Origin of the sequence: Azospirillum brasilense (assembly GCF_008365405.1) — a bacterium.
Lineage (GTDB): Bacteria > Pseudomonadota > Alphaproteobacteria > Azospirillales > Azospirillaceae > Azospirillum > Azospirillum brasilense_D.
On record NZ_QOKV01000019.1, the window covers coordinates 23,870 to 37,609 of the forward strand.

At 70.2% G+C, this 13,740-nt stretch carries 10 protein-coding genes; 4 read left to right on the plus strand and 6 right to left on the minus strand.

From position 1 onward, the window contains the following. Positions 1–79: 79 nt before the first annotated feature. On the minus strand, positions 80–3,496 hold the full coding sequence (locus DS837_RS23805) for a flagellar hook-basal body complex protein (RefSeq protein ID WP_149167004.1): 3,417 nt from the start codon (positions 3,494–3,496) through the stop codon (positions 80–82). A gap of 313 nt (positions 3,497–3,809) precedes the next feature. Between DS837_RS23805 and DS837_RS23810 the strand changes: the two genes are divergently transcribed. After that, a complete protein-coding gene (locus tag DS837_RS23810; protein ID WP_247890105.1) occupies positions 3,810–4,028 on the plus strand; it encodes a hypothetical protein in 219 nt (72 codons plus the stop codon). Here DS837_RS23810 and DS837_RS23815 read toward each other — a convergent pair. Further along, complete coding sequence (locus tag DS837_RS23815) at positions 4,001–5,455, minus strand: tetratricopeptide repeat protein (protein ID WP_149167006.1); 1,455 nt, start codon at positions 5,453–5,455, stop codon at positions 4,001–4,003. The two genes, DS837_RS23810 and DS837_RS23815, sit on opposite strands and share 28 nt — an antisense overlap. Positions 5,456–5,521: 66 nt before the next feature. Here DS837_RS23815 and DS837_RS23820 point away from each other — a divergent pair, with 66 nt between their 5' ends. Further along, complete coding sequence (locus DS837_RS23820) at positions 5,522–5,854, plus strand: DUF1491 family protein (protein ID WP_145627440.1); 333 nt, start codon at positions 5,522–5,524, stop codon at positions 5,852–5,854. Between the two features lie 25 nt (positions 5,855–5,879). Here DS837_RS23820 and DS837_RS23825 read toward each other — a convergent pair whose 3' ends face one another. Then, the gene (locus DS837_RS23825) at positions 5,880–8,351 is read right to left on the minus strand and encodes an ATP-binding protein (protein ID WP_149167007.1); all 2,472 of its coding nucleotides are present in this window, start codon (positions 8,349–8,351) and stop codon (positions 5,880–5,882) included. 7 nt (positions 8,352–8,358) lie between these two features. Further along, the gene (locus DS837_RS23830; RefSeq protein WP_149167008.1) at positions 8,359–9,894 is read right to left on the minus strand and encodes a bifunctional metallophosphatase/5'-nucleotidase; all 1,536 of its coding nucleotides are present in this window, start codon (positions 9,892–9,894) and stop codon (positions 8,359–8,361) included. Between the two features lie 483 nt (positions 9,895–10,377). Between DS837_RS23830 and pdxR the strand changes: the two genes are divergently transcribed. Continuing rightward, on the plus strand, positions 10,378–11,760 hold the full coding sequence (pdxR, locus tag DS837_RS23835) for a MocR-like pyridoxine biosynthesis transcription factor PdxR (protein WP_247890098.1): 1,383 nt from the start codon (positions 10,378–10,380) through the stop codon (positions 11,758–11,760). Between the two features lie 15 nt (positions 11,761–11,775). On the opposite strand, the gene DS837_RS23840 is transcribed toward pdxR, so the two are convergent. Together DS837_RS23840 and DS837_RS23845 are read right to left on the minus strand one after the other, a co-directional pair. Beyond that, positions 11,776–12,225 carry a carboxymuconolactone decarboxylase family protein gene (locus DS837_RS23840; RefSeq protein WP_149167010.1) on the minus strand — a complete coding sequence of 150 codons (450 nt, stop codon included), beginning with the start codon at positions 12,223–12,225 and terminating at the stop codon, positions 11,776–11,778. Between the two features lie 125 nt (positions 12,226–12,350). Beyond that, a complete protein-coding gene (locus DS837_RS23845) occupies positions 12,351–12,950 on the minus strand; it encodes a TetR/AcrR family transcriptional regulator (protein ID WP_247890099.1) in 600 nt (199 codons plus the stop codon). A 73-nt stretch (positions 12,951–13,023) separates the two neighbouring features. Here DS837_RS23845 and bdcA point away from each other — a divergent pair, with 73 nt between their 5' ends. Continuing rightward, on the plus strand, positions 13,024–13,737 hold the full coding sequence (bdcA, locus tag DS837_RS23850; protein WP_149167011.1) for an SDR family oxidoreductase: 714 nt from the start codon (positions 13,024–13,026) through the stop codon (positions 13,735–13,737). Positions 13,738–13,740: the final 3 nt, after the last annotated feature.

The window sequence follows — 13,740 nt, forward strand, 5'->3', positions numbered from 1 at the left end:
TTCGTCTACGGGGAAAGCGGTCTGCTGTTGACCGGGCGGGCCGCGGGTCACGCGGCCGCCCGCTGGATCAGGACCGCGCTTAGCGCTTCAGCCCGAGGACTTCCTGAAGCATCTCGTCGGAGGTCGTGACGATCTTGGTGTTGGCGGAGTAGGTGCGCTGGGTGACGATCAGCTTGGTGAACTCGTCCGCGATGTCCACGTTGGAGGATTCCACGCTGTTCGCGACCACCGCGCCGGCCCCGTTGGTGTCGGGGTCGTTGAAGTTCGGCCGGCCGCCTTCGTCCGTCTCGATGTAGACGCCGCCCGCTTCGCGCTGCAGCGCGTTGGGGCTGTTGAAGGTGACCACCGGGATGCGCCCGATGGTGCGGCTGCGGCCGTTGTCGTAGTTCACGATCACGTCGCCGTTGTCGCCGTAGACCACCTCCTTGTACTGGCCGCGCGAGGCGCCGTCCTGCACCAGCTCGCGCACGTTGATCTCGCTGCCGGCGAACTGGGTGACGCCGCCCGACTTGCCGATCTGGCCGAGGTTCAGGGTGATCTGCTGCGGACCGAAGCCGTAATCCACCGTGAAGGTGACGTTGGCGTCCGCCCCCAGCGCCTGATTGGCGGAGGTCACCGCCGTGCCGGTGCCGACCTTGGCCGTGCTGACGCTGGTGATGGTGCCGACATTGTCGGGATCGGTGCCGAAATTCAGCAGGACGTGCGCCGGCGTGGTGCCCGCCTGGGCGGCGGTCTCCAGCGTGAACTGGTCGGCGGTGGCGCCGCTCGCCGACTTGGCGACGAGCTTCAGCACGCTGCCCTCGGCGCTGGCCGTCACCGGCAGGGAGGTGTTCTTGTTCACCAGATTGGCGAGGCTGGCCGCGATGGTCTCCATCGAGGTCTCCTCACCCGTCGTCCGGTAGGTGATGGGCGAGCCGTTGACGATGACCGTGTATTCGGCGTCCTTGTCGCCCGGCGTGCCGGTCAGCGTCACCGATTCCGACTGCCGCACCCCCGCCACGTTGGAGGTGGTGGTGGAGGCGGTCAGCGTGCCGGAGCTGCCGGTGGCGTTCTGGATGCTGGCCTTCGCCTCGAACTTGCCAGTGGTCGAGGTGTTGTGGGTGAGGGTCAGCCGGCCGCCGGTCGAGGTGGCGACGACGTTCAGGTTGGCGGCGTTGACGCGGTTGGCCAGTTCCTGAAGGACGCCGTTGATGTCCTGGAAGTTGCCGTAGTTGGACTTGTCCACCTTCACCGAGATCGGCGTGCCGTCGATCGACACCGAATAGACGTCGCCGATGTCGATCTGCGTCTGCGGGTAGGAGAATTCCTGACGCTGGCCGCGCGAGTCCGTCGGCGCGCTGATCGTCGGGCCGTTCACCTGGTTGTTGGAGGCCGCGCCGGAGGTGTATTCCTGGTCGATCTTGAAGGGCGTGCCGGGGTTGCGGGCGGTGACCTGAAGCTGCGAATTCACCACCGACGCGATGACCGGCGCCTGCGGACGGGCCGAGTTGATCTGGGCCGCCAGCGCGTTGGCGATGCCGCCGTAGGTCCCCATGGTCAGGATGTTGTCGGCGGTTACCGAGACCGCGTAGGGCACGCCGTCGACCCGCACGGTGTAGCTGTCGCCCACCCGCACGTTGTCGGTGGCGGTGACGTCCAGCTTGTTGCCGCTGACGCCCAGTGCGGCGCCGGGGGTACCCGTCAGGACCAGCGCGCCCGAGGCGGGGTTGCGCGCCGCGGTCACCGCCAGGCCCTGGCTGTTGATCTGCGCCACCAGATCGTCCACCACGCCGTTCATGTCCTTCAGCGTGTTGATGTTCGAGTAGGTGACCGTGGTCTTGAACTCGACGCCGAGCACCTCGACGACATACTGGTCCGGCACCTTCAGCGCCGCCGTCGACGGGAAGGCGACATGGGTGATCTCGGGCAGGGCGGGGGTGGCGGCCTGCGTGATCGTCGCCGTCGCCGTCTGATAGTCCACGGGGGTGGAGGCGCTGATGTTGTTGTCGCGGCTGTCGGCGTTGGTCACGCCGTAGGTGGCCGTGAAGGTCGGCGTGGCGACGGTGCCGTCCAGCACGAGCTGGTTGGCCGTGCCCGCCGGGACCGTGGCCGTTCCGATCAGGGCGTTGACGTTCAGCGACGGCACGGCGGTGTTGATCTGGTTGGCGAGATTGGCGACCACGCCGTTGATGTCCACCAGCGTGCCAATGTTGGCCGAGGTGACGCGCGTCTTGAACTCCGTTCCCGCCACGGTGATGCGGAACTCGTCGCCGACATCGATGGCGGCGGTGGAGAAGGTGAAGGTGCTGCGCTGGTCGCCGCTGACCGAACCGGTCAGGTTGGTCGAAGGACCGCTGACCGTGCTGAGCTGCGGCTTGGTGTTGGAGAAGGAGCCGCTGACCTCGACCGGCGTGCCGTCCAGCTTCTTCACCAGGACCTTGCGCGGGTCGCTGCTGTCGATCTCAGCGGTGTAGGGGGCCGGCACCATCGCGTTGACCGCGCTGGCCAGCGCGTTGGCCACGTCGGTGAAGTTCGAGAAGCTCGCAATGTTCGCGGCGGTCACGTTGACCGACACCGAGGAACCATTGATGTTCAGGGTGTAGGTGTCGCCGACCCGGATGTTGTCCTGCGACGTGTTGTCCGGATAGTAGTTGGTCCGGCCGCTGACCGTGACCGACGAGGACGGGAAGGAGGTCGTGCCGTTGACCAGCACTTGGCTGACCTGGGCAATCGGCGTCACACCGGACACCTGGCTGCCCGCCGCCATGCTGGCGGCACCGCCGGTGAAGGAACCGGCGACCGGTTGCGACGAGCTTCCGGGCGCGTCGATGCCCAGGCGCCACGCGTTGGCGGCGTCCTGGCGCCAGTTGAACTGGATGGTCCGGGCGTTGCCCTGGGTGTCGTAGACCTGGATGCTGGAGGACGGGATCGGCACGCCCGGCGTCGGGGTGGCCGGCAGGTTGGCGCCCAGAGTGATGCTGTTGGTCGACTGCGGCTTGTCGGTCAGGGTGTTGACCTGGAGCGGCTGCACCACGTCCTTCTTCAGCTGGCCGGTCACGTCGTCGACGATCCAGCCGTTCAGCGCGAAGCCGGCGCTGTTCACCAGATAGCGGTTCTTGTCCAGCTCGAAGTCGCCGACGCGGGTGTAATAGACGTTGTCGGCGTTCAGCGTGCCGGTCTGGGTCTGCACCGTCTCGCCCTGCTGGCCGGGGCCGGTCAGGCCGCGGCTGAGCTTGGACACGCTGAAGAAGCCCTGGCCCTGGATGGCGGCGTTGGTCGGGCTCTGCACCTGGGTCAGGTTGCCCTGGATGTTGTTCATGAAGACCGGCGCCGCCGTCACGCCGCCCGGCGCGTGCAACCGCTCGTTGGACTGGAGCACCAGCGTCTCGAAGGCCGTGTTGACCCGCTTGTAGCCGACCGTCGAGGCGTTGGCGATGTTGTCAGAGATGTGACCGAGGGCCTTCGACTGCGCGCTCAGGCCGAGGACGGCGGTGGTCATCGAACCGAAGATGCTCATGGCCAGGGATCTCCAAACGGAAGGGCAAAAATCGTTGCCATTCGGGTAAGCAAGGACGATGCCAACTTCCGGGCTTTCTCTAACGCACTGAATTTTATGGATAAGCCTCTGGGGCGACCACGCCGGCCCTCTTTTTGCCGCGCGCTGGGAAAAATTGGCCTAGCAGCCCGTGCGGGGGAGGGAAGAAAGCTCCCGTCCGAATGATATGACCTAAGGACAGGGCGTGGCCGGGCCGGGGCTGCGGTAGAAGGGGGAAGAGGAAACGGGACATACGCCGGCGGTGGGGCCGCCGGGGGAGGGCGGCTTGGACCGTGTGGAGCAATTTCTGATACCGTTGCTGGGGGCGGCCCTTCTGGGGCACGCGCTGAGCGCCGCTCCACTCCGCTTCGATCCGCCGGACCCGCGCCCCTTCGATGTGGCCGCCTTCAACGCCACCCTGCCGGCGATGGAGATGCCGGCGTTGCCGGCCGCGGTGCCTCGCCCGGCCTGGAGCGGGGACGATCCCTACGACTGCTTCTGCGGCGCCAACTGAGCGGTGGCGAAGCGCTCCAACTCCGTGGCGATGGTGCTGAGGACGCTGTCCCAGTCACCGGGGCGGGGCTGGCGGAACAGGCGCAGCGACGGGTACCAGGGGCTGTCCGCACGGTCGAGCAGCCAGCGCCAGTCCGGCGCGTAGGGCAGCAGCAGCCACGCCGGCACGCCGAGCGCCCCGGCTAGATGGATCGTCGCCGTGTCGACCGCGATGACGAGGTCGAGATTCGCCAGGATGGCCGCGCTGTCGGCGAAGTCGCGGATGCCCGTGGTCAGGTCGGGCAGGGCGGCGGGGCGGGTCACTTTGGCATCGCCGGTCTGAAGGCTGAACAGGCGGAGGCCCGGCGTGTCGAGCAGCGGGGCCAACCTATCGACGGGGATGGAGCGGTTGCGGTCGTTGCGGTGGTTCGGGTTGCCCGCCCAGACGAGGCCGACGCGCGGCCCCGCGCCCGTCCCCGTTTCGACCTCGGCGATCCGGCGGCCCCAGCGCGCCACCTCGTCCGCTTCGGCGGAGAGATAGGCGCGGGGCGCGGGGATGCTCGCCAGATCGATGCCGAAGGCGCGCGGCAGGCTCATCAGCGGGCAGTGCAGGTCGTGCGGCGCCGGGGCGGGGCCGCGCACCAGCACCTGGATCTCCGGTCCCAGCGAGCGCAGCAGACGGAATTGCAGCGGGTGCACGTCCAGGATCACCCGGCCCCCGGCGCGGGCGACCAGCGGGGCGTAACGAGCGAATTGGATGGTGTCGCCGAAGCCCTGCTCGGCGTGCAGGAGGATGCGCCGACCCTCCAGCGGTTCGCCGGCCCAGGGCGGGGCGGGCAGGCGGCGCGGGCGCCACTCGAATTCGTCCCATCCGGCGCGCAGGTCGCCCCGGACCAGCCGGCCGACGGCGCGCGCCAGATGCGCGTCGGCATGGTCGGGCGTTGCTGTCAGCAGGGCGTCCAGGCAGGCGTCGGACTCCGCGAAGCGACGCGCGTCGCGCAGCACGACGCCGCGGTTGAGCGCGGTGTCCGGATGGCCGGGGCGCAGCCGCTCCGCGCGCTCCAGCCACGCCAGCGCGGCGGAGTAGTCGGCCAGCGCGTGGCGCACCGAACCCAGGTTGGTCAGGGCGTCGGCCAGGGACGGGTCGAGCGCCAGGGCGCGGGTCAGCGCGGCGTCCGCCCGCTCCGCCGCGCCGAGCACACGCAGGGCGCCGCCGAGGTTGGCCCAGGGCGACGCCGCGTCGGGGCGGAGGCGCAGCGCGCGGGCGATCAGCGCCGCCGCCGCGGCATGGGCGCCGCGCTGGGCTTCCGCCACGCCGAGCAGATGCAGGGCGTCGGGCTGCGCCGGTTCCACCGCCAGCACGACGCGGTAGTCCTGCGCCGCCTCGGCGAGGCGCCCGGCCATGTGGTGGTTGACGGCGGCGTCGAGAACGTCCAGGAGTGTCGCCATGCCCGTTGTCTACACCGGGGCCATGCCGAAGGCGAGCCCCCGGACCTTCCCGGAACGAGGATTTCCATGGACGACCGTCTGCCGACGCACCTCTGGGTGATGGCGCACATCCGCGCCGCCGATGCCGAGGGCGTCACGATGATGGTTCTGCGCAAGGGCGATCCCAGCCGTGGCACGGTCATCCTCAAACTGAACCGGCTGGACCGGACCTTCAGCGTGCTGGTCCAGGTGCGCGACGAGGAGCGGCTGCGCTGGTCGCGCGGCACCGGCGCCGACCCGGTGGACGAGGCGACGGCGGACGCCTACATCGCCCGGCAGACCCGCTACGACCCCGACGTCTGGGTGATCGAGGTGGAGGACCGCAAGGGCCGCCACTGGTTCGAGGGCGAGGTGCGCTGACCCCCCTCTCCGGAGCGATGCCGGATCACACCAGCTCCGCCTTTCCCACTATTGTCCCCGCCGTCGGCGTGACGCGCGGGAAGCGCAGGGTGAAGCGGGTGCCTTCGCCGGGGATGCTCTGCACCGTGATGGTGCCGCGCAGGGTGCCGGTGACGAGATTGTAGACGATGTGCAGCCCCAACCCGCTGCCCCCGCTGCCGCGGCGGGTGGTGAAGAAGGGATCGAAGATCTTCGGCAGGATGTCCGACGGGATGCCCAGCCCGTTGTCGGCCACCGTCAGCTCCACCTGATCCTGCGGCAGCAGGCGGGCGGCGATGGTCAGCCGGCCCGGATGGTGCGGCGTGAAGGCGTGGGTCAGCGCGTTGAGGACGAGGTTGGTCAGGATCTGGGACAGGGCGCCGGGATAGCCGTCCAGCTCCAGCTCGTCGGGGCTGTCCAGGCCGATGTCCAGACCGGCCACGTCTTTGTAGGCCGGGCGCAGGCTGCGCAGCAGCTCCCCGATGTAGGTCTTCAGCTCGAACCGGCGGCGCTCGTCGCTCGACTGGTCCACCGCGACCATCTTGAAGCTCTGCACCAGATCGGCGGCGCGCATGCTGTTGGACAGGATCAGCCGGGCCATTTCCCCGCCGTCGGCCAGGAAGCGCTGGAACTCCGACTTCTTGATCGCCCCGGCGGCGAGTTGTCGGGTCAGCTCCTCGAACTGCACGGCGAGCTGCGACGCGCCGGTGATGGTGATGCCGATGGGTGTGTTCACCTCGTGCGCGACCCCGGCGACGAGCTGGCCGAGCGAGGCCATTTTTTCCGCCTGGATCAGGCTGGCCTGGGTCTCCTTCAGCTCGCGCAGCGCCTGTTCCGCCGCGTCGCGGGACCGGCGCAGCGCCGCCTCCGCCTCGACCTCGCGGGTCACGTCCACGACGATGGACTGGACGGCGGTCTCCCCCTTCCAGTCGATGCGGCGGCTGGTCAGCTCGATCCAGCGCTCCGACCCGTCCAGCCGGCGGGCGCGCAGGCGCCGCCGTTCGCTGGGCAGGCCGGTGGCGACGATGTGCCGGTAGTTGTCCTCGACCAGCGGCCGGCTGTCCTCCGCGATGAAGTCGAGCACCGAGCGCACCCGCAGCGCCCGGTCCAGGCTGCTGCCCATCATCTGCAGGAAGGCGTCGTTGGCGTAGAGCGGGCGGAAGTCGCGGTGGATGATGATGCCCTGGATGGAGCCCTCGACGAGGTCGCGGAAGCGCCGTTCGTTGTCGGCCAAGTCCATCTGGCGCCGGTCGATCTCGTCGATGAAGTAGCGGATGGAGGCGGCGATGTCGGTGATCTCGTCGTTGCCCTCCACCGGCACCGTCGCGTCGCTGCCCGACAGGCGGGCCAGCACGGCGCCGTTCAGCGTGACCAGCCGCGACGTCAGGAAGCGCCGGAAGAACAGATGCACCAGGATGGCCAGCAGGATGGAGGCGCCGCCCAGCACCATCACGAGGCGCGAGCGCTCCTGGATCAGCGCTGCCAGATCGCCGGTGCGGTCGGTGGATTGGTCGTGGATGGCGTCGAACAGGGCCAGGGTGAAGCGGTCAACCGTCTCGACCAGGACGCGCGACTGGCCGGACAGCGCCTGGGCGCGGTTGCGCGCCTGCAACCGTTCGGCGGAGCTGTCGAACAGTCCCTCCGGCGCCACCAGGATCGCCGCGAGGTCGGCCCGGATGCGTTCCATCGCGGAGCCCTTAGGCTCGGGCGTGGCGGCGGCCAGACGGCCCAACTCGGCCAGCGTGTGCTCGGCGTTGCGGCGCTCCACCCGCAGCCGGTTCAGATGATCCGTCTGCATCGCCCCGGCGGCTCGCGCCATCAGCGCGCCCGCCCGCACCGCCCAGGCACCCAGCATCCCGCCCCCGCCGGGCGCCGCCGTGGCCGGTCCGGTCCCGGGCTCCGCCCCCGGCAGCCGTTCCAGCGCGTCGGCGAGCTGGGCCAGCGCGCGGATCGCCTCCGCTTGGCGGGCGCCGGCCTCGATCTGCCGGCCGACCTCGGCGTTCAGGTCGGCCACCGTCGCCGCCAGGATCAGCAGGGTCGATTGGGCCTGCTCCAGAAGCCGCAACTCGTCGCTTTCGCCGTCGCCAACCGGCTCGCCTTGCTGGTGGAGGTCCCGCATGCGCTCGACCAGTTTCCTCAGGAATTCCAGCTCGCTGATCAGCTCGTCGTAGATCGCCCGGCGCTGCGGGGTGGTGGCGGCCCCGGCAAGAACGGGCAGGCGGGCGACCAGCTTCTGGAGCGAGCCGCGCAGCTCCGCGCTGGTGATGACCTTCGGCAGGGTGGTGGTGGACAGCACCGACACCTCCCCACGGAACAGTTGGAAGGAGGACAGCGACACGACGCCGACCAGCAGGACCAGCATCGTCATGATGGTCAAGCCGATGGAGATGCGCAGCACGATGCCGGCGCGCGCGCGCCGCCGACGGCGCAGGGGCGTGGCGGCGTCGGTCCGTTCAGTGGAGGGCGGCGCGGCGTCCATCCCGCGGTTACCGCTGGACCGTCAGGCGGCCGTCGAGCCGCGGTGCGAAGCTGCCCGTGCGGGCGATCCGGCTGGCCAGGATGGTCGAGACGAAATCGGCGTCGCGGTCGTCCACCAGCCGGGGGGCGGTGGACAGCATCGCATAACCGTCCCCGCCGTTGGCGAGGTAGCTGCCGGTGGCCAGCCGGAAGCGGGCCAGCGGCTCAACCGGCTTGCCGCCCACCGCCAGAGCCACAACCCGCTGACCGGGCGGGCGCGACGCGTCGACGGTGACGCGGGCGTTGGACAGGTGCGGGAAACGGCCCTGCAATTGCTCGATTCCGGAGAAGCCGAACTCCAGCGCGTCGCGCAGCTGCTGCCCGGTGACCTCGATGAGCACGGCGGTGTCGTGGAAGGGGAACTCGGTCTGGATGTCCCGGCGCGTCCACACCGTGCCCGCCGCATAGGCGCGGTCGCCGCGGAAGGAGCCGCCGTTGATCAGCGCCACATCGGCCTCCATCGCCTCGCGCAGCGAATCGGCGACGGTGTTGGCGAAGGCGTTCTCGCTGGCGCGGACCGCTTCGCGCCGCGTGTCGATGGCGGCGTCCAAACGGCCCACCTGCATGCCCAGCATGCTGTCCAGCCGCGCGCGGTAGGCCTTGGCCTGTGTGTCCAGCGCCGGCTCCGGCGCCACGGTGGCGGTGTCGATGGCGCGCACGCCGCTGCTCCACACCGTGCGCGTGACGCCGTCCTTGGTGACCTTCTCCGCGGTGACGTCCAGGGCCAGGACCCAGGCGGCCTGGGGCTCGATCGTCGCGCTCAGGGTCTTGCCGTCGTAATCCACGGCGACCACCCGCCCGCGGTCCTGGTAGAGCACGATTTCGGCGGCGCCGGAGGCGATCACCTCGCGGTGGGTGCCGCCGGAATCGCCGGTCAGCGCCACCACCAGATCGGCCCCGGCGTTGCGCAGCTCCTTCGCCTTCCGCGCCAGGACCGGCCCCGGCGGCTGGAAATCGGTGCGCGGGGAGCGGGTGATCTCCCCCGTCCGCGCCGGCGCCGCGGCCAGCACCCCGACGCGCAGCGGCCCGGCGTTGAGCATCGCCCGGTCCTCCAGCCCGTCCAGCGGCTTGCCGGTCTGGCGGTCCGCCGCGTTGGAGACGACCATGGGGAAGTTGGCTTCGAAGGCGCGGGTCATCAGCACGTCGTCGCCGTGATGGAATTCCCGGTTCAGCGCCGCCATGGCGTCGATGCCGACCCCGTTCAGCAGGTCGATGACGTGCGCCCCCTGGTCGTAGAAGGACAGGACGGAGGGGGCGAGCGCCTGCCCGCCGTGCAGGACCAGCACGGTTCCGCCCGCCGCCCGTTCCTGCCGGACCAGCGTGGCGAGCCGGGCGATGCCGCCGCGTCCCTGCACATCCTCCAGCTCGGTCGTGCTGTGGGCATAGAGGATGGTGAAGCGGGTGGGGTCCGCCCACGCGGTTCCGCAGGCCGAAATTCCGCAAGCCAGAATCCCGAGAACCAGCGCGAACACCGGGCGCAGCCAGACGCCCCTGCAGAATCCCATGCCGTCGTTCCCCATCCAGCGCCCGCGAGGCCGTCACCGCCGTGGGCCGCACCCCCGGTTTCGCGGCGGATTATGCGCGTTCGGGCGACGGTGGTGAAGCTGTACCGAGGATGACAAATCGCCCCGCTCCGCGCCGGGACGGCACCCGGACACCATAAGGGAAAGCGGAAACACCAAAAACCACACTATTCACAGGGAATTTTCGGCCTATGCGGATGCTGCACCGCACCCATTCCGCATTGGTAATACCAGTTCGAAAGGGGTGCCCCTATTCTCCGCCAGCCCATTCTCGGGGCGTTTCCTCCCAAGACTCAAGGCCGGAGCGGTTGCTCCGGCCTTTTTTTTCGTCCGCGCCGCCTCGGCGATTGTGAGGGCGCGCCGTGGATTGCGGACGGGCAAGGGTGCGCTATCCTGCGGCCCATGCCCGCCCTGCCGCCGCCGGTCCCCCTGGACATCGCCCTCAGCCGAACCGCAAAGGTTCCGTTGTCCGCGCAGATTCACGCCGCCTTGCGCGCCGCCATCCGCGATGGCCGGCTGGCCGAGGGCGCGCGATTGCCGTCCTGGCGGGATCTGGCCGCGCAACTCGGCGTATCCCGCGGGACGGTGCGCACCGCCTATGAGCGGCTGATCGACGAGCAACTCGCGGTCGGCCTGGGCGCCGCAGGAACCCGCGTGGCCGAGGGTGCCGTGGCGGGGCCGTCTTCCGATGGGCCGGTCCAGGCTCCGTCCTTCCTGGAGTTGTTCTCCAAGTTCGAGCGGACGCCGTTGCCCTTCCAGATGGGCGTGCCGGCGCAGGACGCCTTTCCCTTCACGCTGTGGTCCCGGATCGTCGGGCGGGCGGCGCGGGCCGCGGCGGCGGCTCCGGTCGGCTATCCCGATCCTCGCGGCCATCCGGAATTGCGGCGCGAGATCGCCGCCGTGCTGGCCATCGCCCGTGGCATCCGCTGCGCGCCGGAGCAGATTTTCATCACGGCGGGCTATGCCGGCGCGCTCGGTCTGGTGATCCGGGCCTTGCGGCTGGACGGCGCCACCGCCTGGATGGAGGAGCCCGGCTTTCCCCTGACCCGCCGCGCCCTTCACCTCGCCGGCATGACCGTGGTGCCCGTGCCGGTGGACGGCAGCGGGATCGACGTCGATGCGGGACTCGCACGGGCGCCGGCGGCGGGCTTGGCCGTGGTGACGCCCGGCCAGCAGGCGCCGCTCGGCGTGACGATGACCTTGCCGCGCCGCCTCGCCCTGCTGGAATGGGCGTCGCGGGCCGGGGCGTGGATCGTCGAGGACGACTATCTCAGCGAACTGCAACTGAAGGGCAGGGCCGCTCCGGCGCTGGCCTCCCTCGACCGGGATGGGCGGGTGCTGCACGCCGGCACCTTCAGCAAGACGATCACCCCGGCGCTGCGGCTCGGCTTCCTGATGGTGCCGCCGGGACTGGCCGGCCTGTTCGGCGAGGTCGCCGCCTGCCTGTGCCCGGCCCCGGCGGCGGCGATGCAGCGGGCGGTCGCCGACTTCATGGCGGGCGGGCATTACTTCCGGCATCTGCGCCGGATGAAGCGGCTCTACGCCGTCCGCCAGCAAGCGCTTCTGGTGGCCATGCGCGACGCCGCGGGAGCGGAGTCGCCAACGACGGTGGAGGCGTCGGGAAGCCTGTCGGTCCGGCTGGTCCTGCCACCGGGCAGCCGCGACATCGCCATCGCCGCGGCGGCGCAGGCGGACGGCCTCGCTCCGGTGCCGCTGTCGCCCTGGTACGCCGACGGCCCGGAGGCCGCTCGTCCCCAGGGGCTGCTGCTGGGCATCACCAATTTCCAGGATCGGCGCCTGCCCGACGATTGCCGCCGGTTGATCGACCTGGTGAAGCGGCACGGCTGACCCGGGGGACCGCGCTCAGCGGGCCGCGGCGGGAACCGTGCGGAAGCTGATGGCGAGGCGGTTGTAGAGGTTCATCAGGCCGATGGCGATCGTCAGGTCGGCCACCTCCTTCTCGGAGAACTGGGCCGACACCGCCTGGAACTCCGCATCCGGGACGGCGGTGTCGGCCACCCGCGTCACCGTCTCCGCCCAGCGCAGCGCGGCGCGCTCGCGGTCGGTGAACAGCGTTTCGGCTTCATGCCAGACCGGCACCAGCACCAGCTTATCGATGGTGACGCCGTTCTTCAGAAGGTCGCGGCTGTGCAGGTCGATGCAATAGGCGCAACCGTTGATCTGCGAGACCCGCAAGTACACGAGATCGATCAGCGTGACCGGAAGCCCGCACTGGCTGACGTAACCATGTGCGCCGGCGAGGGCCTTCATGCCTGCGGGAGCGGTGGCGTGGTAGTCGAGACGCGAGGGCATGGCGGTCGGTCCTCAAAGGAGATGCGGGAAGTTCCCGGCTGCCGCTGATCCTGCGCCTCCCGCCGGTCAGTCGTAAGGACCAAGACCTGACGGAAATCCTGTACCATCCACCGCACGGTCACTCGTCAGGCACCCGACAGCTCCCGGCGGAAGGCGCGGTCCATCATGGCGGCCACCCGCTCCAGCCTTTCCCGGTCCGCGCCGTCGCGGGCGGCGGCCGACATCCCCATCATCGCCACCACCACCAGATCGGCCAGCGCGTCGGCGCGGTCCGGCGCTTCGGTGGCGATGAAGTCGCGGACCGCGGCGCGGCCCTCCCGCTTGGCCGCATCCGCCAGGGACTGCGCCTCCGGGTCGGCGCTGTTGCGCGCACCGTCGAGCACGAGGCAGCCCGCCGTTCCGCCCTGGCCGGGATAGAGCGCCGCGGCGAGCGCCAGCGTCCGCCCGATCACCGTCGCCACGTCGCCGCCCTCCGCCAGAGCCCGCGCAAAGATGTTGGCCTCGCCCGCCGCGTAGCGCCGCAGCGCCCGCTCGAACAGCCCGGCCTTGCTGCCGAAGGCGGCGTAGAAGCTCGGCGGCTTGATGCCCAGCTCGGCCCCCAGCTCGGCCACGCCGACCGCGTCGTAACCGCGGGCGTGGAACAGACGCATGGCCGTCTCCACCGCCTCGTCCACGTCGAAGGAGCGCCGCCGTCCGCGCGGCTCCGATTTTTTTGTAGCGACCACTATAAAAAATCCTTGCGCGATGCCGTTCGCTGATTTTATATAGCGATCACTACATTAATTCAAGGAACCGATCATGAGCGACTTCGCGGGCAAGAACATCCTGGTGCTGGGCGGCAGCCGGGGCATCGGCAAGGCCATCGTCCAGCGCTTCGCGGCGGGCGGCGGGCAGGTCGCCTTCACCTACGCCGGCTCGGCGGAGGCCGCTGCGGCGCTGGCCGCCGAGACCGGGTCCGAGGCGATCCGCACCGACAGCGCCGACCGCGACGCGGTGATCGCCACGGTGGCCGGGCGGGGCGCGCTGGACGTGTTGGTCGTCAACGCCGGGGTCGCCATGATCGGCGATCCGCTGACCTTCGATCCCGACGCGGTGGACCGCATGATCGACATCAACGTGCGCGGGCCCTACCACGCCGCGGTCGAGGCGGCGCGCCACATGACCGGGCCGGGGCGCATCATCGTCATCGGGTCGGTCAACGGCGACCGCATGCCCTTCGCGGGCGGTGCCGCCTACGCGCTGACCAAGGCGGCGGTCCAGGGCATGGTGCGCGGTCTGGCGCGCGACTTCGGGGACCGCGGGATCACCGTCAACGCCATCCAGCCGGGGCCGACCGACAGCGACATGAACCCGGCCGACGGCCCGATGGCCGCCGCCATGCACGGCTTCATGGCGATCAAGCGCCACGCCCACGCCAGCGAGGTCGCCGAACTGACCGCTTTCGTCGCCGGTCCGCACGGCGCGATGATCACCGGCTCGTTCCAGACCATCGACGGCGGCTTCGGGGCCTGACGG

What these genes read in the sequence shown, in the direction of transcription:
- DS837_RS23805 (WP_149167004.1), bottom strand. Translation starts at nt 3,496, where the DNA reads ATGAGCATCTTCGGTTCGATGACCACCGCCGTCCTCGGCCTGAGCGCG.
- DS837_RS23815 (WP_149167006.1), bottom strand. Translation starts at nt 5,455, where the DNA reads ATGGCGACACTCCTGGACGTTCTCGACGCCGCCGTCAACCACCACATG.
- DS837_RS23820 (WP_145627440.1), top strand. Translation starts at nt 5,522, where the DNA reads ATGGACGACCGTCTGCCGACGCACCTCTGGGTGATGGCGCACATCCGC.
- DS837_RS23825 (WP_149167007.1), bottom strand. Translation starts at nt 8,351, where the DNA reads ATGGACGCCGCGCCGCCCTCCACTGAACGGACCGACGCCGCCACGCCC.
- DS837_RS23830 (WP_149167008.1), bottom strand. Translation starts at nt 9,894, where the DNA reads ATGGGATTCTGCAGGGGCGTCTGGCTGCGCCCGGTGTTCGCGCTGGTT.
- DS837_RS23840 (WP_149167010.1), bottom strand. Translation starts at nt 12,225, where the DNA reads ATGCCCTCGCGTCTCGACTACCACGCCACCGCTCCCGCAGGCATGAAG.
- bdcA (WP_149167011.1), top strand. Translation starts at nt 13,024, where the DNA reads ATGAGCGACTTCGCGGGCAAGAACATCCTGGTGCTGGGCGGCAGCCGG.